The sequence below is a fragment of the Pseudoalteromonas luteoviolacea S2607 genome (genome assembly GCF_001625575.1).
GTDB classification, from domain to species: Bacteria; Pseudomonadota; Gammaproteobacteria; order Enterobacterales; family Alteromonadaceae; genus Pseudoalteromonas; species Pseudoalteromonas luteoviolacea_E.
In genome coordinates, this window is record NZ_AUXV01000056.1 from 558,926 (window position 1) to 584,209 (window position 25,284).

The 25,284-nt window shown below is 42.0% G+C and carries 19 protein-coding genes; 10 read left to right on the top strand and 9 right to left on the bottom strand.

The genetic code is table 11. The features are described from left to right. Positions 1 to 98: 98 nt before the first annotated feature. The 5 genes from N480_RS19455 to N480_RS19475 all read left to right on the top strand — a co-directional run bounded on the left by N480_RS19455 (position 99) and on the right by N480_RS19475 (position 5,297). Positions 99 to 1,910 (top strand): M2 family metallopeptidase, encoded by a 1,812-nt coding sequence (locus tag N480_RS19455; RefSeq protein ID WP_063374087.1) that lies wholly within the window; start codon positions 99 to 101, stop codon positions 1,908 to 1,910. A gap of 127 nt (positions 1,911 to 2,037) precedes the next feature. Continuing rightward, entirely contained in the window at positions 2,038 to 2,847 is an 810-nt protein-coding gene (locus tag N480_RS19460) for a hypothetical protein (protein ID WP_063374088.1), read from the top strand. Then, entirely contained in the window at positions 2,844 to 3,746 is a 903-nt protein-coding gene (locus N480_RS19465) for an ABC transporter ATP-binding protein (protein WP_063374089.1), read from the top strand. The genes N480_RS19460 and N480_RS19465 overlap by 4 nt, the downstream gene beginning before the upstream one ends. 389 nt (positions 3,747 to 4,135) lie before the next feature. Next, on the top strand, positions 4,136 to 4,774 hold the full coding sequence (locus tag N480_RS19470; RefSeq protein ID WP_063374090.1) for an NAD(P)H-binding protein: 639 nt from the start codon (positions 4,136 to 4,138) through the stop codon (positions 4,772 to 4,774). After that, positions 4,761 to 5,297, top strand: a complete 537-nt coding sequence (locus tag N480_RS19475; protein WP_155732902.1) for a GNAT family N-acetyltransferase — start codon at positions 4,761 to 4,763, stop codon at positions 5,295 to 5,297. The genes N480_RS19470 and N480_RS19475 overlap by 14 nt, the downstream gene beginning before the upstream one ends. 12 nt (positions 5,298 to 5,309) lie before the next feature. Here the strand turns inward: N480_RS19475 and N480_RS19480 are convergent, their stop codons facing one another. After that, positions 5,310 to 5,696, bottom strand: coding sequence for a hypothetical protein (locus N480_RS19480; RefSeq protein WP_063374091.1), 387 nt, complete (start codon positions 5,694 to 5,696; stop codon positions 5,310 to 5,312). A gap of 206 nt (positions 5,697 to 5,902) precedes the next feature. On the opposite strand from N480_RS19480, the gene dld reads away from it, so the two are divergent. Beyond that, positions 5,903 to 7,603 carry a D-lactate dehydrogenase gene (gene dld, locus N480_RS19485; protein ID WP_063374092.1) on the top strand — a complete coding sequence of 567 codons (1,701 nt, stop codon included), beginning with the start codon at positions 5,903 to 5,905 and terminating at the stop codon, positions 7,601 to 7,603. A 194-nt stretch (positions 7,604 to 7,797) separates the two neighbouring features. Beyond that, complete coding sequence (locus N480_RS19490; RefSeq protein WP_063374093.1) at positions 7,798 to 8,742, top strand: endonuclease/exonuclease/phosphatase family protein; 945 nt, start codon at positions 7,798 to 7,800, stop codon at positions 8,740 to 8,742. 56 nt (positions 8,743 to 8,798) lie between these two features. Here N480_RS19490 and N480_RS19495 read toward each other — a convergent pair whose 3' ends face one another. Further along, positions 8,799 to 10,142 (bottom strand): serine hydrolase domain-containing protein, encoded by a 1,344-nt coding sequence (locus N480_RS19495; RefSeq protein WP_063374094.1) that lies wholly within the window; start codon positions 10,140 to 10,142, stop codon positions 8,799 to 8,801. Between the two features lie 75 nt (positions 10,143 to 10,217). After that, the gene (locus tag N480_RS19500) at positions 10,218 to 11,657 is read right to left on the bottom strand and encodes an MATE family efflux transporter (protein ID WP_063374095.1); all 1,440 of its coding nucleotides are present in this window, start codon (positions 11,655 to 11,657) and stop codon (positions 10,218 to 10,220) included. 297 nt (positions 11,658 to 11,954) lie between these two features. Here N480_RS19500 and N480_RS19505 point away from each other — a divergent pair, with 297 nt between their 5' ends. Both N480_RS19505 and N480_RS19510 read left to right on the top strand, forming a co-directional pair. After that, positions 11,955 to 12,152, top strand: a complete 198-nt coding sequence (locus tag N480_RS19505) for a DUF1289 domain-containing protein (protein ID WP_063374096.1) — start codon at positions 11,955 to 11,957, stop codon at positions 12,150 to 12,152. A gap of 94 nt (positions 12,153 to 12,246) precedes the next feature. Beyond that, positions 12,247 to 14,883 carry a fibrinogen-like YCDxxxxGGGW domain-containing protein gene (locus N480_RS19510; protein ID WP_063374097.1) on the top strand — a complete coding sequence of 879 codons (2,637 nt, stop codon included), beginning with the start codon at positions 12,247 to 12,249 and terminating at the stop codon, positions 14,881 to 14,883. 40 nt (positions 14,884 to 14,923) lie between these two features. Here N480_RS19510 and N480_RS19515 read toward each other — a convergent pair whose 3' ends face one another. The 4 genes from N480_RS19515 to N480_RS19530 all read right to left on the bottom strand — a co-directional run bounded on the left by N480_RS19515 (position 14,924) and on the right by N480_RS19530 (position 19,702). Further along, positions 14,924 to 16,585, bottom strand: a complete 1,662-nt coding sequence (locus tag N480_RS19515; protein ID WP_063374098.1) for a tannase/feruloyl esterase family alpha/beta hydrolase — start codon at positions 16,583 to 16,585, stop codon at positions 14,924 to 14,926. 276 nt (positions 16,586 to 16,861) lie between these two features. Then, on the bottom strand, positions 16,862 to 17,188 hold the full coding sequence (locus N480_RS19520) for a hypothetical protein (protein WP_063374099.1): 327 nt from the start codon (positions 17,186 to 17,188) through the stop codon (positions 16,862 to 16,864). Between the two features lie 294 nt (positions 17,189 to 17,482). Further along, positions 17,483 to 18,604 carry a response regulator gene (locus tag N480_RS19525; RefSeq protein ID WP_063374100.1) on the bottom strand — a complete coding sequence of 374 codons (1,122 nt, stop codon included), beginning with the start codon at positions 18,602 to 18,604 and terminating at the stop codon, positions 17,483 to 17,485. Between the two features lie 18 nt (positions 18,605 to 18,622). Next, complete coding sequence (locus N480_RS19530; RefSeq protein WP_063374101.1) at positions 18,623 to 19,702, bottom strand: HD-GYP domain-containing protein; 1,080 nt, start codon at positions 19,700 to 19,702, stop codon at positions 18,623 to 18,625. Between the two features lie 91 nt (positions 19,703 to 19,793). On the opposite strand from N480_RS19530, the gene N480_RS19535 reads away from it, so the two are divergent. Beyond that, the gene (locus N480_RS19535; protein ID WP_063374102.1) at positions 19,794 to 23,804 is read left to right on the top strand and encodes a PAS domain-containing hybrid sensor histidine kinase/response regulator; all 4,011 of its coding nucleotides are present in this window, start codon (positions 19,794 to 19,796) and stop codon (positions 23,802 to 23,804) included. 108 nt (positions 23,805 to 23,912) lie between these two features. Here N480_RS19535 and N480_RS19540 read toward each other — a convergent pair whose 3' ends face one another. After that, entirely contained in the window at positions 23,913 to 24,398 is a 486-nt protein-coding gene (locus N480_RS19540) for a GNAT family N-acetyltransferase (RefSeq protein ID WP_063374103.1), read from the bottom strand. 405 nt (positions 24,399 to 24,803) lie between these two features. Further along, a complete protein-coding gene (locus N480_RS19545; protein WP_063374104.1) occupies positions 24,804 to 25,088 on the bottom strand; it encodes a YciI family protein in 285 nt (94 codons plus the stop codon). Between the last annotated feature and the right edge of the window lie 196 nt (positions 25,089 to 25,284).

Consider the following 25,284-nt stretch of genomic DNA (forward strand, 5'->3'; position numbering starts at 1 on the left):
GCTTGTGCCTAAATTAACTTTCAGTGCTCTTTTGGCGATTGAGAGGACGCAAATAGACTGTTATCATCGCGTTTCTCTATAACAAAAAGTGAATAATTATGTCAGCAAAATTTAAACTCAGCCTAAGCGCAGTATTTGTCGCTGGGGCGCTCTCTCTGAGTGGCTGTAACTCGACAACAAGTGAAAAACTAACAGAAAAAGACGCTGAAGCATTCCTAGTACAAGCTGAAGAGCAGCTTTTAGACCTCACAGTCAGAAGTAGCCGTGCAGCTTGGATATACGCTAATTTTATTACAGAAGATACCGCAGCACTTTCTGCTGAAGTTGGCGAAGAATACACCGCGACACTTGTTGCACTTGCAAATGAAGCCGCAAAATTTGATGACCTAGAACTGAGCTATGATAACCGCCGTAAACTAGACAAATTAAAGTTAAATCTGACGCTGCCAGCGCCGAAAGATCCAGCTAAAACCGCAGAGCTAGCGAAACTTTCAGCAGATTTAGATGGCCTGTATGGCAAAGGTAAATACTGTAAAGAAGGCAAGTGCTTAAGCTTAGGTGATATGACTGCCAAAATGGCCACAAGTCGTGATTACGAAGAGCTATTAGATATATGGCAAGGCTGGCGTGATGTTTCTAAACCAATGCGCCCTCTTTATAAAGACTTAGTATCTCTTGCAAATGAAGGGGCCAACGAGCTTGGCTATGCAGACACCGGTGCTATGTGGCGTAGTAAATATGATATGCCTGCGGATGACTTTGCTAAAGAACTTGACCGTATTTGGGGTCAAGTAAAACCTTTATATAACTCCCTTCACTGTCATGTCCGAGCAAAGCTTGGTGAAAAATACGGCGAAGACAAAGTGCCACAAGATCAGCCTATTCCTGCACACTTACTTGGCAACATGTGGGCGCAATCATGGGGTAATATCTATGATTTAGTTGCTCCAGAAAATGCAGATCCAGGTTATGACTTGACTGAGTTGCTTAAACAGCATAATTACGATGCGATTAAGATGACTAAAGGTGCCGAAAAGTTCTTCACTTCAATGGGCTTTGAACCTTTACCAGAAACTTTCTGGACACGTTCACTGTTTTTAAAACCAAAAGATCGTGATGTGCAGTGTCATGCTTCTGCGTGGAACTTAGACTCTAAAGATGATTTGCGTATCAAAATGTGTATTCAGCAAACGGGTGAAGAGTTTTCGGTTATTCACCACGAGCTAGGGCATAACTTCTATCAGCGCGCATACAACAAACTACCTCTTTATTATCAAGAGAGCGCGAATGATGGTTTCCATGAGGCAATTGGTGACACTATCGCCCTATCGGTGACACCAGGGTATCTAAAAGAAATCGGTCTGCTAGATCAGGTGCCTGATGAATCTAAAGACATTGGCCTACTCATGAAAATGGCAATGGATAAAGTTGCGTTCATTCCGTTTGGTTTACTTGTAGATCAGTGGCGTTGGAAAGTTTACTCCGGTGAAATTAGCCCTGAGCAATACAACCAAGCTTGGTGGGAGCTACGCGAGAAATACCAAGGAGTTAAGGCGCCGGTTGCACGTACAGAAACCGACTTCGACCCAGGTGCAAAATACCATGTTCCAGGAAATGTTCCTTATACGCGTTACTTCTTAGCTCATATTCTTCAGTTTGAGTTCCACAAGTCTTTATGTGAAATTGCTGGCAGCAAAGAAGCTATTCACCGCTGTTCAGTTTATAACTCTAAAGAAGCTGGTGAGCGCTTGAATACCATGCTGGAGATGGGCAGCAGTCGTCCATGGCAGGAAGCACTCGAAACAGTAACAGGCAGCAAGCAGATGGATGCAACAGCAATCCTTGACTACTTCGCACCTTTACAAGCATACCTAGACGAGCAGAATAAAAATCGTCAGTGTGGTTGGTAATCACATCAACTTTAGATAGTGCAGCTTACGTTGCACTATCTTTTATCCTCCGCTACATCTTGCAACAATTTTTTTCTTCCTGCTCCTAGAGAATATAGCTAAAGTATTGATATCAAGAGGAGAACATATGAATTTTCATCGTACTTGGCTCTTTAGTCAATTTGAACTGACACGTCTATTTGCCACCAAAAGAGGTTGGCTCGCCGTAACCGCGTTTTCACTGGTATGGTTTATGGTGCTGCGTTATCCAATTTATAATGCTGTACCATTTCTTAATAGCCCCGAGTTTGAAGGCTTTGTCAGCCAGCTGGCCGGCACAATTGGACTCAACAGTTTGGTCTCTTGGCCTGAAGCCGAGCTTGCTATATTTTGGGTGATTGCTTTATTTACCTTTCCGATGTTTGCCCTATTTGTTACAGCAGATCAAACAGTTGAAGATAGAAACCGAGGTACTGTCCGTTTCCTAACACTTAGGAGCGCACGGTTTGAACTATTATTTGGACGTTTTCTTGGCCAAGTAATGATATTAGCCGCTTTGATTGGGCTGGTAAGTATTGCAACATTAGTCATGATGAGTATGCGTGAATCTAGCTTAGTTGGGTCGGGGATTATCAAATCGGTCGCAATATGGGCTAAATTATTGGTGACATGTTTGCCATTTATCGCATTGATGAGCTTACTAAACTTGGTGACTAACTCTGCACGGATGAGCATTGTATTTGCGATTTTATTTTTTACCATTGTCGCTTCAATTATTACTTACATTGGCGACGTATACCCAATGTTTGCTTGGCTAAATTACTTGATCCCTGGACATCATATCGGCGATATCACAGGCTGGCAAAGCAGTTCTAACTTCGCCCTACTCTTACCAATTTTCCAAGCAGCTGCACTACTGGGTGCTGCACAGTTCATTTTGCGGGAGCGTGACCTATGAGCACAGTTATAGAAGTAAGTGCACTGTCAAAGTCCTTCGGTGCAAAACAAGCATTATCCGGTGTTAACTTCAAAATAGAACAAGGAAGTACAGTTGCTTTAGTGGGCCCAAATGGCGCTGGGAAAACGACCCTATTTAGCATTATTTGTGGTTATCTTAAGCCAGACATGGGCCAGGTCGATATTCTTGGTCACTCACCACGCAGTGCAGCCTTATTCAGTAAATTAAGTGCACTACCACAAGATGCGCAACTTGACCCCAAGTTTTCTGTAGCTAAGCAATTAAGCTTTTACGCACAATTACAAGGCATGGACAAAAAGTCAGCTTTAGCTGATACCCAAAGAGTTCTTGAACTAGTTGACTTGTCACATGTGGCACAATCCAAAACATCAGAGTTATCACATGGCATGCGCAAGCGAGTATGCATTGCACAAGCCTTATTGGGCAATCCAGAGATTGTGCTCCTCGACGAGGCCACTGCCGGTTTAGATCCCAAAAATGCCAAAGCGATTAGAAACCTCATCGCGTCCTTAAAAGGTCACATTACCTTTATCTTGAGTTCACATGACCTCAGTGAATTAGAACGCCTATGTGACACGGTCCTATATTTAGAGCAAGGGCAGTTAAGTAGCCATCAAAGTGATCTGCACCAAACCCAACAAGGGAGCTATATCACACTACAAATGCTTAACCTCAACGACCAAATGCAAGCTCAAATTGCCCAGTTGCAAGGGGTAACAAATGTTAGACAAACTCAGTCCGACGAGCTGGTAATAGAATATACCAAACACGCCGAACCATTAGATTTGTCGCTATTGACTTTAATCCATAAGAATCAATGGACCTATAAGCAAATAGTGAATGGTAGAACCTTAGAAAACCAGCTGTTCATAGATTAAACGCTAAACTAAAATACCAGCGTTTCTGCCACTCGGCAGAGACGCTTTTTCTTTGTTTGCAAGCTGAGCATCTTCATTGAGCAGCGTAAGCTTAGCCAAACCATACAAATTCGTGTATGGGCTCCTCTTTGCTAGCCACGACTTCGATGAACAAGTACAAAGCCGCTAAGGTATTTGCACTATTGCTTACACACCAGCTTTAACAATACTGGCACGGCACAATATAAATTGAAAATATCACCACTGCTGAATCCATTACAGACTGTAACCCATCTTTATTAACCTTCGTCACAACGGTATCATCACAACGATGTATTTACTTACTCCTTAAACATTAAAATTCTCGGTAAATGCTCATCGGAATAACTTCGTAAATAAGGTCATACAGTATGAAAACGGCGATTGTATTGGGTGCTACAGGACTCATCGGCAAGCATTTAATTGAGCAACTAATACACTGCGACGACATCGGGAAAGTAATTGCAGTTACGCGTAGACCCCTTGATTTTGGTAATGATAAAGTTGTTTGTGCGCAGGTTAGCTTTGACCGACTTATTGATTATGCTGATGTATTCAAAGGTGACCTTCTTTTTTCATGCTTAGGTACAACCAAAAAACAGGCTGGCTCAATCTCCATGCAACGTAAAGTGGATTTTGACTACCAGCTTCAAGTTGCGCAAATGGCGGCTGACAATCAGGTTTCCCACTATTTTCTGGTGTCTTCAAGCGGCGCAAATGCACAAAGTCGTAACCCATATTTGAAAATGAAAGGGGAACTTGAGGATGAAATCAGCAAACTGAGCTTTGATAAAACCAGTATTATTCAACCCTCACTACTACTGGGGAAACGCGATCATTTTCGCCTTGCCGAAACCTTTGGAGCCTATATTCTGCCGGTTGTGTGCAAAACTCCAGGCCTACGTAAGTTCAGACCCATTTTAGGGGAACAGGTCGCCATAAAAATGGTCAAGATTAGCCAGACACAAGCCTCTGCTCAAAAGACATTTAAACTGGATGAGCTGTTTTAGCTTCCACGCAGACAATAAGCGCTTATTCAGTTTTGACCATCTAAGGTATCAAGTACCCATTACAGAAACCAATAAGACGATGAAAATAAGAACACTAACTAACCAAGATTGGCCAGCAATTTTCGATATTTACGCTAAATCAAAGCTCGATGAGCTTCAAAATGAATCACAAAATATTAAACTTGTTCCGCTAGAACACGATATCCATCGACTAACCGAACTTGAAGAGTCTGATGTTTACATCTGCGAAAATGGTGAAATCATGGGTTTTGGGGCAATTTTCAAGCATGAAATACGTGCCTTATTTGTACACCCTAATTACCGAGGCTGCGGTGTGGGGCAAACCCTTCTTGAAAAATTATTGAGCTTAGGAAAGCGTCCTATCAGCCTGAATGTCGCAAACTCAAATTCACCGGCAATAAATTTATATGTGAAATATGGCTTTAGCTTCGAACGGGCGTTTCATGCAAATTATCACGGTATAATTGTTGAGGCTAGCCGAATGACAAAGCATCTGAGCTAGCCCAGCCCACCACTATTTCGCGGGGCTTAAATCTTTAACATAACCTGCACAAGTACACTGAATTTCCCGCCCTTTGACCTTGATACGCCAATTGAGCTTAGTGTCAGATACCAAAGTGTCTGGATTATATCGATGGCTTTGGTTTCTTGTGCATGCATCTCGCTCTTGCTGCGAGTAGCTCTGAGAATCTTTTAAAGTTGGATAACCAGACTCTACACAGGCACCAACAACATACTTTGCAGCAGTAAACATTAAATTGTTCACCTGAGCCGCTTCTGTCTTGGCCTGTGATTGCTCAGAAGTACTCTGCTGACCCTGATTGCCTTCACATGCAACCAAGGGTACAAAACTCAATGCAATGATATAAAAACAAATTGAAGTCGTGGGCTTACCTTTCATACGTTTTACTCGCTCCTTGTGATTGATCCAAGCTTAGAGCAAATAGATAAGTTTGCCTTTAAATCTATTCATCTAATCCAGCTTGTACCGAATAAAATACTATTTATCATGTAAATCATTCGATTCACTCCAACTGTTGCTTACGGTATACTAGGACCCAATATCCCATCAGCAATGTCAATACTAACATTCATTTAGAGAGTAGCATGACCAGTAACGCCTCACACAATACGCTAATTCAAGAGTTAAAATCTATCGTTGGAAATAGCTTTGTACTTACCGACGACACCAAAAAGCAACCTTATACCAAAGGGTTTAGATTTGGCTCCGGCGAGGCACTTGCGGTCATTAGACCTGCTACCTTGTTTGAAATATGGCAATCACTTGAAGCATGTGTTGCAGCTGATGTTATCGTCATCATGCAGGCAGCTAATACCGGTTTAACTGGTGGCTCAACACCGGATGGGAAAGACTATGACCGCCCCATCGTAATCATCAGCACTATGCGTATTGATGATATTCAACTTATCGATAATGCTAAGCAAATTGTTGGTCTGGCAGGCAGTACCTTATTCGGCCTTGAAGATACATTAGCGCCACATGGCCGTGAACCACACTCAGTGATAGGGTCATCGTGTATTGGCGCTTCAATCGTTGGGGGGATTTGCAACAATTCAGGTGGTGCACTGGTTCAACGTGGGCCCGCATACACCGAAATGTCATTATTTGCTCAAATTGATGAGAAAGGCAAATTGTCTTTGGTCAATAATCTCGGTATCAACCTAGGTGACTCGCCGAAAGAGATCCTGACCAATCTACAAAACAAAAACTATACCGATGCTGACGTGCACTTTCCGGAGCTTAGAGCTTCTGATGATGAATACCATGAACGTGTGCGCGACGTCGATGCTGACACACCTTCTCGCTTTAATAATGATGGTCGTAGGCTATATGAATCGTCAGGTTGCGCAGGTAAATTAGCAGTATTTGCGGTACGATTGGATACCTACCCTGTGCCAGAAAAGCATCAAGTATTTTATGTCGGTACCAATGACCCAGCGGTCTTAGCACAAATCAGGCGCGATATATTATCGAAGTTCGAAAACTTGCCAGTGTCAGGCGAATACCTGCATAGAGATTGTTATGACGCTTCTAAAAAATACGGTAAAGATACTTTTCTTGTAATCGATAAACTAGGTTCAAAATACATCCCAAAAATGTTTGCGATGAAGCGAACGGTCGATCGTATCGCTGAAAACTTCAAGTTTTTACCAAATAAGTTTTCAGATCGCATCATGCAGTATTTAAGCTGCTTGTGGCCAAACCACCTACCAAAGCGCATGGAAGAATACCGAGATCGCTATGAGCACCACTGGATTGTAGAAATGAGCAATGCAGGTGTGGCTGAAGCTAAAGCCTATTTTGACGAGTTCTTCAAAAACCATGATGGCAGCTATTTCGAATGTACCGAAGACGAAGGTGAAAAAGCGATTTTACACCGCTTTGTAGCTGGTGGTGCAATCGGCCGCATGCAAACCATGAATAGCAAAGAGATGGGTGCCATCATGACCATTGATGTCGCATTCCCTCGTAATGAACAAGATTGGTTTGAACAACTCCCACCTGAAATTGATGACCAAATCGCAGTCAAACTTTATTACGGTCACCTGTTTTGCCATGTGATGCATCAAAACTATATTATGAAGCCAGGTGTTGATGCTAAGGCTGTGAAGAATAAAATTCTCAAGACGTTTGATGAACGCGGTGCTGAATACCCAGCAGAACATAATGTTGGGCATGAATATTTTGCAAAAGATGCGCTTAAATCGTTTTATAAAGAATTAGACCCTACCAACTCATTTAATCCAGGTATTGGTAAAACAAGTAAGTGTAAACACTGGCACTAAATTGCTGATTACCGGATTTATAGCGTCTTATCACTCATGGCTTATTGAGTGATAAGACGATCATTGTAGTTGGCGCTATTTTTCTGAGTTAAAATCCCAATTATTCGCGATGAATTAAAATTTTTATATAATCTATTTGAAACATTTTTGATACACTATAACACTATTAAAAATATTCAAGTGTTGTACTACTTATGAACCACCCTTTCAAAACAAGTGCCATCGCACTTTGTGCTCTGCTAACTTCCGCATGTAACGCCACAAACCCAAGTAACGAAAACAACCAAACAAAAAGTAACTTGCGCGTTGTCACATGGAATATCGAACATTTGGCGGCAGATAACACTGAAGGCTGTAGACCAAGAACAGAAAAGGAGCTATCAGAGTTACAAACTTATGCACAATCGCTAAACGCTGACGTTATCGCCTTTCAAGAAGTTGGTTCAGTAAAAGCGCTCGAAACCGTGTTAGATCCACAAAAGTGGCAGCTGGTTATTTCAAACCGTGCCGATAGCCCTAGCTACACTTGTCGTGGCAACGGTTTAGCTTCCACTCAACAGAAAGTGGCTTTTGCCGTTAAGAAGAAATTTACTGTTGAAAAAATTGTTCAGCACAAACAGTTTTCAGATTTAAAGATGGGCTTGAGAAGTGCGCTTGAAGTACAACTTAATTATCGTGGCGAAACACTGAGCCTGCTCAATGTACACCTAAAGAGTGGTTGTTTCGTAGACGATTACCGTCGTTCAGACAAAGATTCGTGTAAGCTGTTAGCTAAACAAGTTCCATTGTTAGACAGATGGGTTGAAGACAAAAGTAACGCTAACGCACAATTTATTGTGCTCGGTGATTTCAACCATAGACTTTCTGCGCCATACAACCGTTTCAGCCGTGATCTTTATCATCCAAACGGCTTAGCTGATAAAGCACCAAACGATGTGACAAAATCAACACTATTTAATGCAAACTTGATGCTGACAGGCTGCCATCCATACTATCCAGCCCCCATTGACCACGTATTAGTTTCAAATACCTTAAAATCAGACTACATCCAAAATAGTGCTCAGTTCCACTACTTTGATAACATGGAACCAAAAAAAATGCTGAGCGACCACTGTGCGCTAAGTATTGATTTAAAATAAGTAAAAGCAGTACCTAGCTGTACGCCCAATTTTGTACAGCTAGGCGCTATCGAATCTTACTGTTCCAACTGCTTAATCACATCTACAACCGCTTTAAATAAACGCTTATTTGCCAGCCCAATACTCTGATTTACCACCGAGCCATAAGCGCCAAATCGAGCAACGACCAGCTGCTTTGAAGGAATAATAACAACATATTGGCCACGATGACCTCGCAATGACACTGTGTCTTTCGGCAAAGATGGTAACCAAATGCCAAGGTCATTTAACCATAATTGACCGCCATAATGATCAACCACACCAGCCCCCATCATCACCTCATTTATCCATTTTTGAGAGACGATTTGTTTGTCGCCCCAATTACCTTGTTGGTTGAACAATTGCCCCACTTTTAGCCAGTCATGAATACTCAAGAACATTCTCGCACCACCACGGAGGTTTCCAGCCTCATCAAACTCGGCTATCGCGTTATTTATCCCCAGTGGGGCAAACAGATAAGACTGATATACATCATTTAATGACTGAATATCACCGCCGGCGGCTACTTTTACGACATCACTAAGTAGCTGGGTAGTGCCAGTCGCATACTCAAATTTTGTGCCTGGCGTGTATTCTGTTGGCAGTTTCGAGACATAATTTACTGAATCTCCGGTGTGATACCACATAGGAGCTAGATCCTCATAGCCATGTATGTCTGGTGTTTCAGCCCATTTCACACCAGAGCTCATGTTAAGTAGGTTTTTAACGGACATTGAATGTTCACCAAAGCTGACTTGCTGGTCTAACGTTAACTTACCTTGTTGCTCCAAAACTCCTGTCAGTAACCCCGTCAAAGTTTTTGCCATCGACCAGCTCAACATTCGGGTATTGCCTGAGTGATGGGCGTCATACTGCTCAGCAACAAGCTTTCCTTGGTACATTACAGCAACGGCAAATGTATTGTCACTCCACGTATAGTCGAGATGATTTGTGGCAAAAAACTTATCCAAAGAAACATCATGACGAATGGCTTTTTGCAATGGCGTACTCGGTTGCTCTGTTGGTAATTGCAAGCCTTGTGTTTGAGCATGCAATTGTGATGGCGTCAATTCGTGAAGTAAGGTACAGCCAAGGCCTTGTCGAAATACAGAGGTGCGGGTTAGACTCTGCCCATCGACTTCGGCAGTTATCGAAATATGCTTTTTGGTGGGATCGATATCTAGACTATAAGCACTGGGTAACGCACCAAGTGCTTCCGGTATAACCCGTTGTTTAATAAAGTCTATAGGCTCATCTGATATAAAGTGCCGAGAACATAATTGGTTTGCGCTGTATCCTAACAATACATTCGGGTCCGTATTACAGCCACTCAGTGCTAAAGAAGATGTAATACAGCCCAATGCCAATACTGTGTTTTTCATATTTATTCCTTTTGTTATTGTCGAAATTTATGACGAATAACTAAACAATAAATACAATGAAAGCTGTCTTGATATCTAACTGAGCACTACTTTTTTCTGTACGGACAAGGTTTCATTTTTCTTCGCGCTATACAGCACTAAGCATACACCTAGTATAAAATTAGATAAGGTCAACCCCCAAACGATCCCATGAAAGCCTGCCACTGCCGCACCGATGTAGGCACTTGGTACAGAGAGCACAAAGAGCCTCACAATACTAAAATTAAGCGCCACACCGCTTCGCCCTATTGCGTTACAACAGCTCACATATAACATCACTGCCGCAAGTGCCACATAGGAAATAGGCAATACTGACACAGCAAAGTTTATAGCACCTTTCACGTCTGACTGTTTGCAAAAACCAACGCTGAGCATATCAGCTCCTAAGAATAACAAAGTAGCAATAACCAACTGCCATACCACGCAAACAACGACTGCCAGTTTCACCCCTCTTCTCACTCTCAGCGCTTTTTTTGCCTCCCAATTTTGACCTACAAAAATGGGGAGCGAAGTCGTTAAGACCATAGGTAGCAGCAAGGCGATTGGTTCTAAGCGCATAACGACTCCGTATGCAGCTACGGCATCATTACCTTGCGTCGCTACAACCCCCATTAGTAATGACTGAGCGATAGGGGTGAGCAATTGCATTGCAACTACAGGGACAGACAATCGAATTAAACAGCGCAGCGCAGCGCGGCTTTTCTGAGACAGTAAATTTACTTTAATAGAAATATTTTCTTTTACTACGAGTAAAAACAGGGCGTATATACATCCAATAGACGCAGCAAAGAAATGTGCTATCCCTAATTTTTCCAACCCGCTAAGCTGCACGCTATGTGCTACGGGTGAGAACAATAAAGCACTCATTAAAACTTGAGCTGCAGAAAACGTAACGAGCAACCAAGCCGCAGCACGCATATTACCAAATGCGCGCAATAAGCCAAAAACAACCATAATGATGAAGAAAAGCACCACTGCACTTAAGCGATACTGCATATATGTTTTTAACGTTGGCCAGACTTTTAGTTGTTGCGGAACAGTTTCATCAAACCCCAGTAAATTTAGTATTGGCAATAAGTTAAACCAGATAATGACCGCTAACAGCACACCCACAATGGCTGTAAAAATCAAACTTACCGCGGCCAGCTCCTCAACCTTGCGCGCTTGAGTCAACCGAGTTGCGACAACAATACCCAACCCGATAGCAAATGCAAACACGGTGGCCTGTATGGGCAATGTGAAGCTCATGGCAGTCAGCTCATCCACCCCTAAACGAGAGGCGAAATAAAGTTCAATCAAGTCAGCACCAAATAGAGCTAAAATTGCAAATAACATCGGGGTCGTGAGCTGTCCTAGCACCGCGCTTGTAGAACCAGTTAAAATCCAGCGTTTTCGCACTGCTCGTGCACGCTGTTTTTGACATGTTTCATTTGACGAAACGGCGCCATCAGGAGTTTGGTATTTTCTACTTGCCATAATGCGTGGTTTACTCCTTGGTATTAAACCATTTTATTGTTATTTCAAGCATTCTCTATAAGGCACAGACCCATGTTTTGCAAAAGAGTTCCTCTGGTATTTAATGTACACGACCAATCGCCTAGGAAATAAGATAAGCCACAAGTAGCACATAATTAGTAAGAAAATGTGAATCCAATAAACAAGCTGGTTTTATGTACAAATTCATTATTTAAAATTCAGCCAAAGTAACGACTTTTAAGAAGCCCACAAAGCCGTCATAATTACCATAGATACGTAGCAAAGTAAGAAATTCATATGGGTCAAAAATCGACTGAGGAACAGGTAACTGTTGCCTCACCCTGCATTCGGAATTGTTGCTTGAACGATAAGGATATATGTATTGGTTGCCTTCGCCATATCGATGAAATCGTTGGATGGGGCAGCAAAAGTTCACAGGAAAAGCTAGATATTCTAGCCAAGTGCGAATCCAGAAAACAAACCAAACATCAGTAAAGAAGGCACACCAAAACCTTAACTCTTTACTCAGACACACCCGCTCTAAATCTTTAAATACCTACTCTACACTCAATAACCATTAAGGATATCAATGAAAAAGTCTAAATTATCACTCGGTATAACTTTAGCCCTTTGCCTCTCAAGTACCCAAGCTTTTAGCCAAGAACTGGTGAGCGATGGTCAGTTCAGTGCACTTAGCTTGCAAGAAGCACAAACAAGCTCAGAGTCTACACATTGGCAAGTATCCTCAATTGACGATGCGGGTATATTCAACCCTACTTCATCTCAATATCTTGCACATGACGCCATTAATAATATTGGATTTGTAAATGCAGGCGCCAAGCTGAGCCAAAATTTACATACTGCACTGGATATGCAGAGCACATATACAGTTTCTGCAAAAGTGGGTTGGCGAAATGACAGCGATGCCTACAACTTTAAAATTGGTTTTAGGGTTAATGGCCAATTCATAGATCTAACCCCTAGCGTGCAATTAGTGCAGGGTGAATGGCAGACAATTTCTATCACATATACACCAGACAGTTCTCATCAAACCTTAATAGACTCCGCACAACCCATTTTCATTGAGTTGATGAACTCGGACTCGCAGATAAGTATCATCGACTTTGATGACATCTCCGTGCTTGTCGCGCCTAAAACACTTGATACTGACGGCGACGGCATGCCTGACGCTTGGGAAACTTTACATGGCCTAAACCCATCTGATCCAAGTGACGCAAACGCGGACTTAGATGGCGATCTAGCGACCAATCTATCTGAATATTTGAATAGTACCAACCCTACCGATAGTACGAGCTTACCTAGTGCATTTAGCCAAACATTAAATGGTAATACGCAAGTGAATGGGGCTTTACGTCTTGTGCCACAGTCTAGCTCACCTGTGCTTTGTGACACAGCACATGAGGGCTCGATGTACTACAACAGTGTAGAAAAACAGGTATTCGTTTGCGATGGCACTGTGTGGAATGAGTTTAAAGGTCTACAAGGTGAAACCGGCGTTCAGGGTGCACAAGGCCCACAAGGTATTCCTGGCTTACAAGGCCTTCAAGGGGAAGTGGGTGCAACTGGTGCCACCGGCGCTATTGGGCCCCAAGGTGATCGAGGGCCAATTGGCCCGCAAGGACCACAGGGTATTCAAGGTTTACCGGGAACCACGCATTGGCAAGACGGGGCTGGAACAGTTACAACTAATGTCAGTGTTGGTGTTGGCACTGCTACACCCTCGGCAGCTTTGGAAGTTATCGGTAATGCCATTGCTAATACCCCGATTCAGCCGAATCACTTAGTTACGAAAGGGTACGCTGATTCAGCAGATAGAATGCTGATGGCCAAGTATGATGAGCTCTTAGCCATGCTTACTGTATTAAACAAAGAAGTATTCCCAAGTGATGGTTCAAGCTGCGCCAATGTGCTCGCATCTAATCCATCTGCACAAAGTGGCATCTATTTGATTGACGCAGACGGCCCTGGTGGCGAGAAAGGCGTGTATTATTATTGTGATATGCTAGATCCAAGTGCGTCGCGCAAAGCCATTTTTGGACAAGAAACTGGACCTAACAAAAACATCGCTCTGGTTTACACTAACTCTTTACAACCTGCAAACTACTCAGCGAGCGCAACCGTTTCGGGCTTTACACCAGCCGGCGCGTTTGATGGGCACCTATATTACACAGCTCCTGACAGAAAGATAAACCTAGATGCGGGTGATTATATCTCTCATGGTATCTGGCTTGGACCAGCTAACAACAATGAATGGTTACAAGTTGCATTTGCCAAAAAGGCCGTGATCACCGCATTTAGTACCCAAGTCGCAATGCATGATGCTAATTTTGCCCCAAGAACGCCTAAAGAGGCGATATTGCAGGTATCGGATGATGGCATAAACTTTGTTGACCACGAACACTTAACAATGGAAAAAGGAAAGGCGCTAGTTACACTTCAACGCCCAGCCGCAGGTACTTACTTTAGACTGTTAGTACAATCAACTCACGGCTCTTCAAGCCGTACCCAAATTGACGAAATGGAATACTACGGGTTTTTCATCGATGAATTTGGCTTAGACCCTAACACTGCGCAAGGAACAAACTGTCGAGACATTCAGCAGAAAAATTCTGGGGCTACATCTGGATATTATAGGATAGACCCAGATGGCGCAGATGGCGTCACACCTTTTACCGTATACTGTGATATGGACACATTAGGGGGAGGCTGGACCCTGTTTGCCAACCATGCTGATGGCCTAGAAAGGAAGCTTGAGAAAGATCCGGTAAAAGTTGACCAATATGGTGTTTTGGCTTCTGCTCGATGGCAAGCACTGAGAGCGACAATGACCGAGGGACTCATGTTTATCGATGAGAACCAAAAGGTATCTATGATCTCGGCTTATAATGTCACTAACCCAACCGGCGTAGGTTGTCAAAGCCTGCTAGATGCCACAGCTGCAAACCTCACTGCAACATTCAACAATACAGCACATATGGAAGGATTAAATATCTTCCGTTCGGAGCCAACAGGTGTTGCATGTAATTACGTTGACTCGGGTACCTTCACCATGGCGCAATTGGCAGATAACACCGGTTACTACCAATACCATATCGCAGGTGCCGCAGTGTTCAATGGAAACCCAGAGCGCCCATTCTCAGTTTGGCCTTACAATACAATTTACGCATATACCGAGCAGGATGAATTGAAGTACTTCATCAAGTAACCTAAAAAGCGGTGCTGTAGCACCGCTCTTTACCACTTAACTATTTACTTAAAAAACCGGCATGAAAACTGGTCGCTTTATTAGGGTCACCTTTGCCATCATAAACAGCCTGAATTGGGTAAGGAAATACTGGCTGCTCTCGGATCACCTCACCTTGAGCATTTTCCTTCTGAGTAAGCAGACTATTTGGGGCGACGCCACCAATCACCCACTCTTCCAAGGCCTTCATTGCATCAAATGTAGCGTTCCCAGGCCCATCGATACCACAATGTATCACCCCTGGTAATAAAAACAGTCGACTGAAATCACGTACTTCCTGTTTTTGGCTAGCCATGAAGCCTTCGACCCTTTCGTACCAATCGATGGTCGCATAAGCAGGGATCGCGGCATCTGCCCAGCCGTGCAATACCAGCATTTTTCCACCTCGATTTTTAAATGCACGTAAATCGGGGTCGTCAGCATCAATCATTTTGCTTATTTCAGCGAGGTTTTCAGCTTCGTCTTCATAGGAGAAGTCTCGCCAATTATAATCCACATGCAGCGCTTCAGGATAAGCTATATATTTCAAATATTCTGTCGCTGCATAATAATGGAATGGTTTGAGCTGAGCCAACTGCGGTGCAACCCATCCCATCCACTCGACTTCAGAACCATAGGGTAAGCCGCCATAAATGACCTCACCTTGTGAATTGCGAGAAGGCTCATAAAGCGCTTTAACTGCGTCGACCTGTTGCTGTGAAAAACAATTTTGTACTTGCCCAGCTTCACAGGCTAAAGTTTGAGGATCAAAATCACAAAGTCTCGGATCGCTAATCACCCCATCTTGTAAACCGTCATATGCATCGCAACGTGCCATAGCAGCTTGAGCGATTTTAGGAATGTCACTTGGGGCGAAAATCGGCTCATCTCGCTCATCGAGTATTGCGCGCGCGTTATCCATACAATTGATTAAATTCACATTTGTATAATTAATAGTCGGGCCTCTTGCTATCACCCCATCAAAGTCATTGGGATAGCGTTTTGCAGCCATTACACCTGCGTGCCCACCTTTAGAGCAACCTGTAATAAATGAATACTGAGGCTGAGTGTGATAGTACTTTTCCATAATTGCTTTGGCTGCCACAGCGACGACATGATTAGCACGATAGGCAAAGTCAATTTTACCCTGCTCATTATTTCTTGCCCACTTACCATCAAAACCATAAGCGGTATGCCCACCATCATGGCTCATGGTTGCATAACGCCTTACTATACCTGCCATGGGTGGGTAAGGACTGACATCCCCGCAAAATCCCATGCATGCATTGAGTAAATACTTTTGATTCCATTGCGCACGAGCAGGTAAGCGTAGTTCAAAGCGAATTGTTGGTGTCACGTATCCCCGCACTAAGCAATGATCTGGTAAGTGCTTTTGCGATTTTGCAATGGGTGCCCCCATCAACCTGCTGTATTTATAGGCCCAAAGAGCCTCAGTTTCATTCATTTCATAACGCTTGACGAAACGAGATTCAATGACATTGGTTGCAGCTTCACCGTCTTCTAGTTTTGCAAAGTCATCAAAGCGTAATGCCATGCAATCACGCTCTTCTGGACTCATTTGCATTTCGGCAGTCGCTGCCAACAAAGTGTGGGAAACAGTCAGACCACCTATAAAAGTTAGTAAACTAGCTGTTTGTTTTAGAGTATTAGATTTTACAGACATCCCATAAAGCTCCTTTCTAGGGTTATACGCAACTGATAACTATTATCAATTGCATATGGATTGTCTTGTATACATCATGGAAACTCAAGTGAATTAATTGAAAATTAAGACATAAACTAGAATTGAAGTCATTGACAATGAAGCTTAAGTGATTTGGTCTAAACGCGAAAAAGGAGAGCGATGAAATAGAATCTTAGTACAGCTTAGCGTATTGATAAGCAAAGCTCGAACAATTTGAATATAAGGCCCCTTAGGACCTTATATTAGCCAAGAAGCTTATTTCTTTACTAACGCGAGTAAAGTTAGGCTACCATCGTTGTCACGACAACGTCTATCGCCTTCGTCAGACTGAACAACTAATGTGTAGTAAATGCCTTTACGACCGTCACTTTCAGCTTTCAGTGCTTGGCCCAATAAGTAGTCTTGCTGGATTTTTGCTGAGTCCTGATAAACACCATATACGTTCTTAAACTCAATGACATATTGATAACCGTTATATCTCACGTCGTCGACCAATCCATCACACGTGAAAATGGTATTTGCAGAAGCAGAAAGTGAAGCAAAACCAGAAGCTAACAAAGCACCTAACAGTAATTTTTTCATTGCTATATTTCCTTTTATTTTATGAAATGTCGATTACCGTGTAATCAATCAGTTTCCATTTTGGGTGTGAATTGTGTCACTATCATGTTGAACTTTAACTCTAAAAGAGTGATTTTTGCGGGCACTTTGTATTGCTAGGTAGCAACGTATAAAATTCAGTGTGTACTGATTGATTCAGGCCAATCCAATAAAAAGTAATGAAGATGAAAGACGGTGGTGTGAAAAGGGTCTGGCTAAAATATGGGCACACAACAAACATGCGCCCTTTCCATCTATTAGTTATTAATTTGACAGCTAATCAATGAGTTTTTCAAGTTTGATAAAGAAGTCATTAAACGTTGCAGACATATCTTCAGAGTGCTCTTGCACTTGCTGTAAGTCATCTTTGGCACTATCAAGCGTATCTCTTAACTGCTGCTCTTGTGAATCACTCAAACCAAAATCTACGATCGACTCTTCGACTTCAAAAATGAGCCCTTCAACTAACTCTTGGCATGATTGGCTGTAATTCTTAAACACTGACTCAATGTCTTCTAAGTCTCTACTCGCAACTTGGCTTAATTCTCTTAGGCCTTTATTTTTGGCTTGAATAGCCTGAATATTCGTTTGTAAGCTCCTAAGTCGGGCATCGGCCCCCCTGACAATCAAAGCCAAAATATCATTAAACCGGCCATATTTTTCGTCGTCCTCAATGGGCATGTTTTTCACAAGTAGTGAGCAGTAACAGCTATTAAAAAAGCTGCGCTTCTCAATGTTAATGACCGTTTTACTCTCTCGTCCTTTTTTAAGTAGCTCGCTCTCTAGCGGGTTAATTGCGCCAAAGTTACAAAAGTCTCTAAACTCGCCGAGCAAGCCAATTTGAACCGAGGCATTTAAATCTAAATTAGTACAGGTTTCTAAAATGGCACTAGATAAGTCTGACAGCGTATTACACTGATAAGACTTTTCGATAAACTCCAAACATTGCCCCAATTCACTACAACTCGTGATTGCCGTCATAGTGACTTCTTCAGCGGTCTCACAGTTTACTTTTAAAGTGTCAATTTCACTGCTGTATTTCACTAGCCGCTCTATTCGAAAGCTCAATTCATCAGCATCGAAAGGCTTAGTGATATAATCATCTCCTCCTGCTTTAAAACCTTCTAATTTATCTTCTATGCAGTCTTTAGAAGAGACAAATAATACTGGTGTATCTGAGTTGACATGCTTGTTTCGTATTGCTTTGCACACTTCGTAACCATTCATGCCCGGCATGACAACATCAAGCAATACCGCATCATATTTTCGTTCATCAAACAACGCTAACGCTTCATCACCATTAAACGCCGAAAAATACTCATGCTCATCGCCTAACATCGTCCTAGCAATATCATGATTAACTTCATCGTCGTCCACTAATAATACAGTGTATTTCATACCACCCCCAATTAGATGCTAGTCTCGATACTGTTGGGAAATATCAAAAAACAAATCCTCTTTTTGCAAAAACTCGTCGAGTAATTCCGGGTCAAAGTGCGTCCCACGTCCCTCTCTCATAATTGCAATTGCTTTATCGTGCTCCATTGCATCCTTGTATACCCGCTTGCTGATCAACGCGTCATAAACGTCCGCTATGGCCATTAAGCGAGCGCTAAGCGGTATTTCGTCCCCCTTCAATCCCATTGGATATCCCGAACCGTCCCACTTTTCATGGTGGTAATGGGAAATTTCTTTTGCTGTTTGTAAAAAGCTATCTGTTTGACCAAGCGCTGACTCAGCCGTCTCAATTGCATTGCGGCCAAACACTGTATGGTTTTTCATTATTTCAAACTCATCGGCGGTTAAACGACCTGGTTTGAGTAACACATTATCCGGAATACCCACTTTGCCGATATCATGCAAAGGGGCTGATTTATAAAAGTTGTTGATTGTTTCAGATGTAAGTACTTCTTTGTACTTATCTTTTTCACTAATAATGGTAGCGAGTAACTTAACGTATAGCTGTGTTCGGCGAATATGATTTCCGGTTTCTTGATCTCGCGTTTCAGCCAAACTAGCCATCGCCTGAATAGTCACGTCTTGCAACCTAGACATTTGTTCGGTGCGTTTTTGAACTTCCTCTTCTAAATAATCATTTTTGTTTTTAAGGATATCTTTGGATTCTTTGTTTAAAAGGTGAGTATTCAACCTAGCTAGCAAGATCGGAGGGCTAATGGGCTTGTTGATATAGTCACACGCCCCCAGTAAAAAGCCTTTTTCTTCGTCTTCAACGCTGGTTTTCGCAGTCAGGAAAATAACCGGTATTTCGCTATAAACCTCGTGTGATTTCAAATACTTAATTACTTCATAGCCATTCATATTAGGCATAACAACATCAAGCAAAATAATATCGACATTGTTTTTGGCGACGACTGAAATTGCAGCTTCGCCACTTTTTACTGCCAGCACGCGGTATTTATCCTTAATGATCTCCGTCATGAAAGCTAAATTCTCTTTAACGTCATCAACCACTAGCACTGTTTTTTGCTGTTCCATAGTCCCTTCTATTGATTTGTTGGACAATTGTTCACCACACACAAAAATATAGGTCTATTATTAGTGAAACGCCAAGATTGGACCGGATCCGATGAAAAGTTTAAGAATCAGCTTTTTTATCACATTCTCAATCATGCTCCTCGTCAGCATCGGGATTGGGCTGATGTCTTACTATGTGAAAACCGAAGTAAGCGCGCTATCTGCAAAACAAACCCAATTATTTAAGCTCACTGAGCTGGCCCACGAGCTGAAACTCAGTTCGGATAATCTAACCAACTTTGCAAGGGCTTATGCTGTCACAGGAAACGATAAATGGCAGCAGTTATTTAGTTACACTCTGCTTGTCCGCGATGGCAAAGTGATCGCCGAAAATGCAAATACCTATGATTACTGGGATAGCTTGGCTGCGCCCCACTCCAGCTTGCCGCAATATGAAAGAATCACAGATGGCCACAACATTATTGAGCGCTTTCAACAGCTCGGCGCGCAAGACTTTGAACTGTTACAAATGCAAAATGCGCTTTCAACCTCAAACTCTCTTGTAAGCCTCGAAAGGCGAGCTTTTAATGCAATTGAAGGCATACACAAAGACGAGTACGGAAACTGGGTAAAAGATGCAGACCCTGATCTTGTAAGTGCGCAAAAAATCTTGTTCAGTGATAACTACTTAGTTGAAAAATCAAAGATTATGTCTGCAATTGGCGAGGCGCATAGAGCCATTGAATCACGTCTCACAACTGAGCTAGAAAGCCACCAAACCAGTTTAAGTAATGCTTACTTTCTCAGAAACATTTTTAATATAGTGCTGTTGGTTAATATTGCTCTGTCGTTTTATTTACTTTGGCGGCTTTACATCAACCCTGTGGCATCAATTCAAAAACAAGTCGTCAGCAATGTTGAGCAAGGTAACTACAACTTTACTTTGGACGAGTCAGTAAAAGGCGACCTCTCAGACCTGTCCAAATCAATGAATAAGTTACTGGGTGACTTGTCAGAGCAACTAGAATTTAACACGATTATGAAAGACTTTGGTCTTGCTCTTCGAGGCAAAAAGAACCCCCACGAACTTGGTGAAGAGTTGCTACAGTTTTTAGAACAGCGCCTTTCCGTGCCATTACTGGGGCTTTATGTCTTTGAAGAACAAAAAGTGCTAAATCGCGTGGCTGGAACTGGGTACAGCTGCAATTCTGCAAAAACTTACAGCAATTACGACTCTATCCATTTTCATGTACTAAGCACGCAAAAGCCCTACTCTATGAAGTTTGAGAAGGATCAGTACGCCATTGAGCTCAACGGCGAAAAACTATCAATCTGTGAACTTTATTACTTTCCTCTGGTGGTGAGCAATGACAGCATAGGCTTATTAGAGCTGGGCAGCTTAGTTGCATTGACAGATCAAGACTATAAATGGATTAAGTCTGTAATTAACGACTTAGCAGTCAGCCTGCAACTCACACAAAATATTGATCTACAATCCAAAGCAGAAAAACGCATTGTAGAACAATTAGAGCTCAATAAAAAAATTCTCGATGCCATTCCAAGCCCAATGTACTACAAAAATAGCGACGGCAAATATTTGGGAGTTAATAGCGTTTTTCACCAGTATTTTGGGACATTTGACGCAGATGTGTTAGACGCAACTGCAGAAGACATCTTCAATTATGAAATCGCTCAAGTGTTTGAGCAATCACATCAAGATTTACTCACTGGTAATTCCAACCAGCACTACGAGATCACTATAAATAATTCCGAAAATACGCCACGTAACTTCATTGTCTACGAGGCCGTGTTTACTAACGCTGAAAATGAACTAGCAGGTGTCGTAGGCCTGTTATTAGACGTAACAGAGCGCAAACAAATGGAGTTAGAGCTGAGACTTGCAAAAGACAAAGCCGACGAAATGAGCACCGCAAAAGGTGAATTTTTAGCGAACATGAGCCACGAGATCCGCACACCCATGAACGCAATCATTGGCATGAGTCATTTGGCTTTGAGAACGGACCTCACTGAACAGCAATCTGGCTACGTAAACAAGATTGACCAAGCAGCCAAGAGTTTACTTGGGATAATAAACGATATTTTAGACTTTTCAAAAATTGAGTCGGGAAAATTAGAAGTTGAGCAAATTGATTTCTCACTGCAAGAAGTGCTCGATAACGTGGTCAACATCAATGTGATACGCATGCAAGAGAAAGGCCTTGAAATGCTGCTGGATATTGCGCCAGATGTACCGATAAGCCTTATAGGGGATCCCCTAAGGTTAGGTCAGGTGCTTATTAACTTATGCGGTAACGCCATCAAGTTTACAGAGCAAGGGGAAATAACAATCTCTGTTACCACTGTAGAGCAGCAAGAAAATACAGCAACATTAAAGTTCAGCGTCAAAGACACAGGTATTGGCATGTCACAAGCGCAGCAAGATAAGCTGTTTCAGGCGTTTTCTCAAGCCGATGGTTCCATTACGAGAAAGTACGGTGGTACAGGGCTCGGTTTGAGCATTTCGAAAAAACTTGTCGAGCTTATGGATGGCAGTATTGGGGTAAACAGTGAAGAAGGCAATGGCTCGGAGTTTTACTTCACTACGCGCTGTGGATTGCAGTCAGCCAAGCTGACCAACGTCATTTGTCCAGACAGCCAATTAACAGGGAAACGCGTTCTGGTTGTTGATGATAATGAGAGTGCACGGTCTATTCTCACGAATTTACTCAAAGCTATGAAGTTCAATGTTACTTGTAGTGCCAGTGGTGCAGGTGCCGTTGAATTGGTGCAAGCGAGTAAATACGACATCATCTTTATGGACTGGAAAATGCCGCATATGAGCGGTATCGATGCTATTAAGCATATAAAGTCACTCGAACTCGAAGAAGAGCCTAAATATATCTTAGTGACGGCCTATGGCACAGACATTGGCATGAATGCCGAGATCCATGATTTGATCGATGCAATTATTCTAAAACCAGTTAACGCATCCATCTTGTTAGACGCGATTATGGAGTCATTCAAACTCACACCACAGACTTCTGGTGTTGCCTCAACACACACGTCGCAATCAGAACAAATAGAATTTAACCAGCAAAAAGTGCTTTTGGTGGAAGACAACAGCACAAATCAAGAAATCGCCAATGAAATGCTTTGCTCACTCAATTTAGCAGTCAAAATTGCTGACAATGGGCAAATTGCTGTTGATATGGTCAACGAAGAGCAGTTCGATATTGTTCTTATGGATATTCAAATGCCGGTTATGGACGGTTATAGCGCAGCGAAAAACATTAGAAAAAACAGTAAATTTGACACATTACCCATCGTTGCGATGACAGCAAATGTGATGAAAGAAGACCTCGAAAAATGTGAACAGGCAGGTATGGATGGCCATATAGGTAAGCCCATTAACTTTAACCAGATGGCGGAAACAATAAAGTCACACTTATCAACAAAGCGCGGAGCAAAGCCTAAACCATCAATTGCAACACCAAAGCAAGAGAAAAGCCCCGAGCCGGTAGAAGATACCCATCAAACACCCAGCTTGAAAGGTGTAAATGTTGAATGCGCAATTAAGCGGCTTGGCGGCAACGAAAAAGCATTTTGGAACATCATCAGGAAGTTTGCTAGAAACCAAATTGAAGAAACTATCAACTTAAGCCAAGCGCTCGTTATTGGTGATTTAGAACACGCAGAACGCATTGCGCACTCACTGAAAGGGGCAAGTGCAAATCTGTGTATTGATGAGTTATCAAAACAAGCATCGGATATTGAGTCTGCAATTTCAAAAGGCGAGAAGGTTCCTTCTGAAAACATTGAAGTGATGACTCAATACTTACGGGAGTTACATCAAGCATTATCTGAATCTCAACCTCAAGAAACTGCAGCACCAGAGCAAAAAGTGTCGAATGTGGTGCCTTTAAACCTGTCACGGGATGATTTCATAGAGCTAGAAGAACTGCTTTTAAGCTGCGATACCCAATCGGTCGAGAAGGTGCAAGAACTTAAAACAAAACATAAAATTAGCGAAGAGACCTGTAATCAACTTGTTGAGCTAATCGAAGACTTTGAATTTGACCAAGCGAGGGAAGTCATCTCGCAACTGCTCAATCAGTCGGCTTAGACTTTTAAGTGATACTAAAATGCATGACCTTTTGAATCTACATGCACAAAACTTGAACGCTTAGGTTCAAATCAGTAGCAAGTTGCATATTGATAAAGCCCAGTATTTTTATGGTGGGCTTATATAAACATTATTTGTAATAGTGCTGCCGGCAAACTCAAAGCTTAACTCGCCAGCTTGCTTAAACCCCAAGCGCTTATAAAATGAATTAGCGGCATTCTCAGTCCAGGTATATAGCCAAAATGGTGCGCCAAAGTTTTTTCGCACCGCATTCACAAGTGCGCTCCCCACACCTTTGTCATGAAAGTGTGTATGTACATAAAGCTTTTCTAACTCGTAGCCATTGTCAGGCCCCTCAAAAAATGAGCTTTTGTTAACAACGGCCAAACCTAAAATTGCTTCCTGGCGTTCATATACCAATATCTCGTAGTCTTTCAGTGATAAAAGGTTGCTAAAGTAGTCCGTTGTAAAGTGGTTTATTGCAAAATCAGCATACTCTCTTCGCATTCCATCTACTGTATATGTGTTAAACCATACTTGGAGTGCCAGTGCAGTTAAACTGACCGCGTCCCCCTTATTCGCGAACCTAATCATTATGCTACTTCCTATTATTAAAGCATTTATAATTTCAAACCACCAAATTAACAAACAAAAACATTTTAACGTAAAAAATTAAACCTGCATTTACCAAAATCATAATATAAGATGATATAGAGCATTAATATGTACACTTACTTTGAGATAGAACATAACCAAAGAGTGTAATAGTCTTATTTTCGCACATAGTTTGAAGCGGCAGTGCTTTTTAAAGTCTTGGTTTACGTTGATTTACTTAGAGGTTAGTATGGCGGCAATTTTTTATAGTGCCGCCAAAAGCAGGCCATTCATCATTCAAATAATGTGCGAAGGTATCTGTTGTGATTCAAAATATTAACTAATTCACAAAGCGTCTTTAATATATAAATTATTCGATTGAATTAATCTTCTTTGCCTAATTTTTTATAATAAATAATCAAGTTCCTTAGCTGTTTTAGAAGGGACAAACTCTGTGACTTGATACTCAGCTATACCCGTTTTAAAAAAGGGATCTTCACTTAAAACCGTCTCCAGCTGCTCTTTCGAGGTAGAAGTTGCCAAAATCACCCCACCAGTTCTAGGCTCAGTACGACCAGACATTAAAAAAATGCCATCGTCGTAACACTTGTCCAAATATTCAACATGTAGTGGTAAATACTTATCAACTTCAGATAAACCAACTAAATAATTTAGTGTGACGATAAACATGCCAGTTCCTTTTTATAATATTTGAGGTGCTATCAATGCTTGAACAAAATAGGATGTTATTTAAATAAATTAACGCACAATCCTATTTCGATTCTTTTAATAATGTATCAGCCAAAAAGATGCCTGTATATAGGCACTCACATTTGCTTACAACTTGCTAGGTACTGGCAGTGTTAAGTAAATGCAGCCAACATGC

Bases quoted from the DNA above. Each gene is read 5' to 3' on its own strand.
- N480_RS19545 (WP_063374104.1), bottom strand. From the start codon at position 25,088: ATGTTTATCGTCACACTAAATTATTTAGTTGGTTTATCTGAAGTTGAT.
- N480_RS19470 (WP_063374090.1), top strand. From the start codon at position 4,136: ATGAAAACGGCGATTGTATTGGGTGCTACAGGACTCATCGGCAAGCAT.
- N480_RS19535 (WP_063374102.1), top strand. From the start codon at position 19,794: ATGAAAAGTTTAAGAATCAGCTTTTTTATCACATTCTCAATCATGCTC.
- N480_RS19455 (WP_063374087.1), top strand. From the start codon at position 99: ATGTCAGCAAAATTTAAACTCAGCCTAAGCGCAGTATTTGTCGCTGGG.
- N480_RS19520 (WP_063374099.1), bottom strand. From the start codon at position 17,188: ATGAAAAAATTACTGTTAGGTGCTTTGTTAGCTTCTGGTTTTGCTTCA.
- N480_RS19515 (WP_063374098.1), bottom strand. From the start codon at position 16,585: ATGTCTGTAAAATCTAATACTCTAAAACAAACAGCTAGTTTACTAACT.
- N480_RS19540 (WP_063374103.1), bottom strand. From the start codon at position 24,398: ATGATTAGGTTCGCGAATAAGGGGGACGCGGTCAGTTTAACTGCACTG.
- N480_RS19460 (WP_063374088.1), top strand. From the start codon at position 2,038: ATGAATTTTCATCGTACTTGGCTCTTTAGTCAATTTGAACTGACACGT.
- N480_RS19530 (WP_063374101.1), bottom strand. From the start codon at position 19,702: ATGGAACAGCAAAAAACAGTGCTAGTGGTTGATGACGTTAAAGAGAAT.
- N480_RS19475 (WP_155732902.1), top strand. From the start codon at position 4,761: ATGAGCTGTTTTAGCTTCCACGCAGACAATAAGCGCTTATTCAGTTTT.
- N480_RS19505 (WP_063374096.1), top strand. From the start codon at position 11,955: ATGGGTCAAAAATCGACTGAGGAACAGGTAACTGTTGCCTCACCCTGC.
- N480_RS19495 (WP_063374094.1), bottom strand. From the start codon at position 10,142: ATGAAAAACACAGTATTGGCATTGGGCTGTATTACATCTTCTTTAGCA.
- dld (WP_063374092.1), top strand. From the start codon at position 5,903: ATGACCAGTAACGCCTCACACAATACGCTAATTCAAGAGTTAAAATCT.
- N480_RS19490 (WP_063374093.1), top strand. From the start codon at position 7,798: ATGAACCACCCTTTCAAAACAAGTGCCATCGCACTTTGTGCTCTGCTA.
- N480_RS19465 (WP_063374089.1), top strand. From the start codon at position 2,844: ATGAGCACAGTTATAGAAGTAAGTGCACTGTCAAAGTCCTTCGGTGCA.
- N480_RS19525 (WP_063374100.1), bottom strand. From the start codon at position 18,604: ATGAAATACACTGTATTATTAGTGGACGACGATGAAGTTAATCATGAT.
- N480_RS19480 (WP_063374091.1), bottom strand. From the start codon at position 5,696: ATGAAAGGTAAGCCCACGACTTCAATTTGTTTTTATATCATTGCATTG.
- N480_RS19500 (WP_063374095.1), bottom strand. From the start codon at position 11,657: ATGGCAAGTAGAAAATACCAAACTCCTGATGGCGCCGTTTCGTCAAAT.
- N480_RS19510 (WP_063374097.1), top strand. From the start codon at position 12,247: ATGAAAAAGTCTAAATTATCACTCGGTATAACTTTAGCCCTTTGCCTC.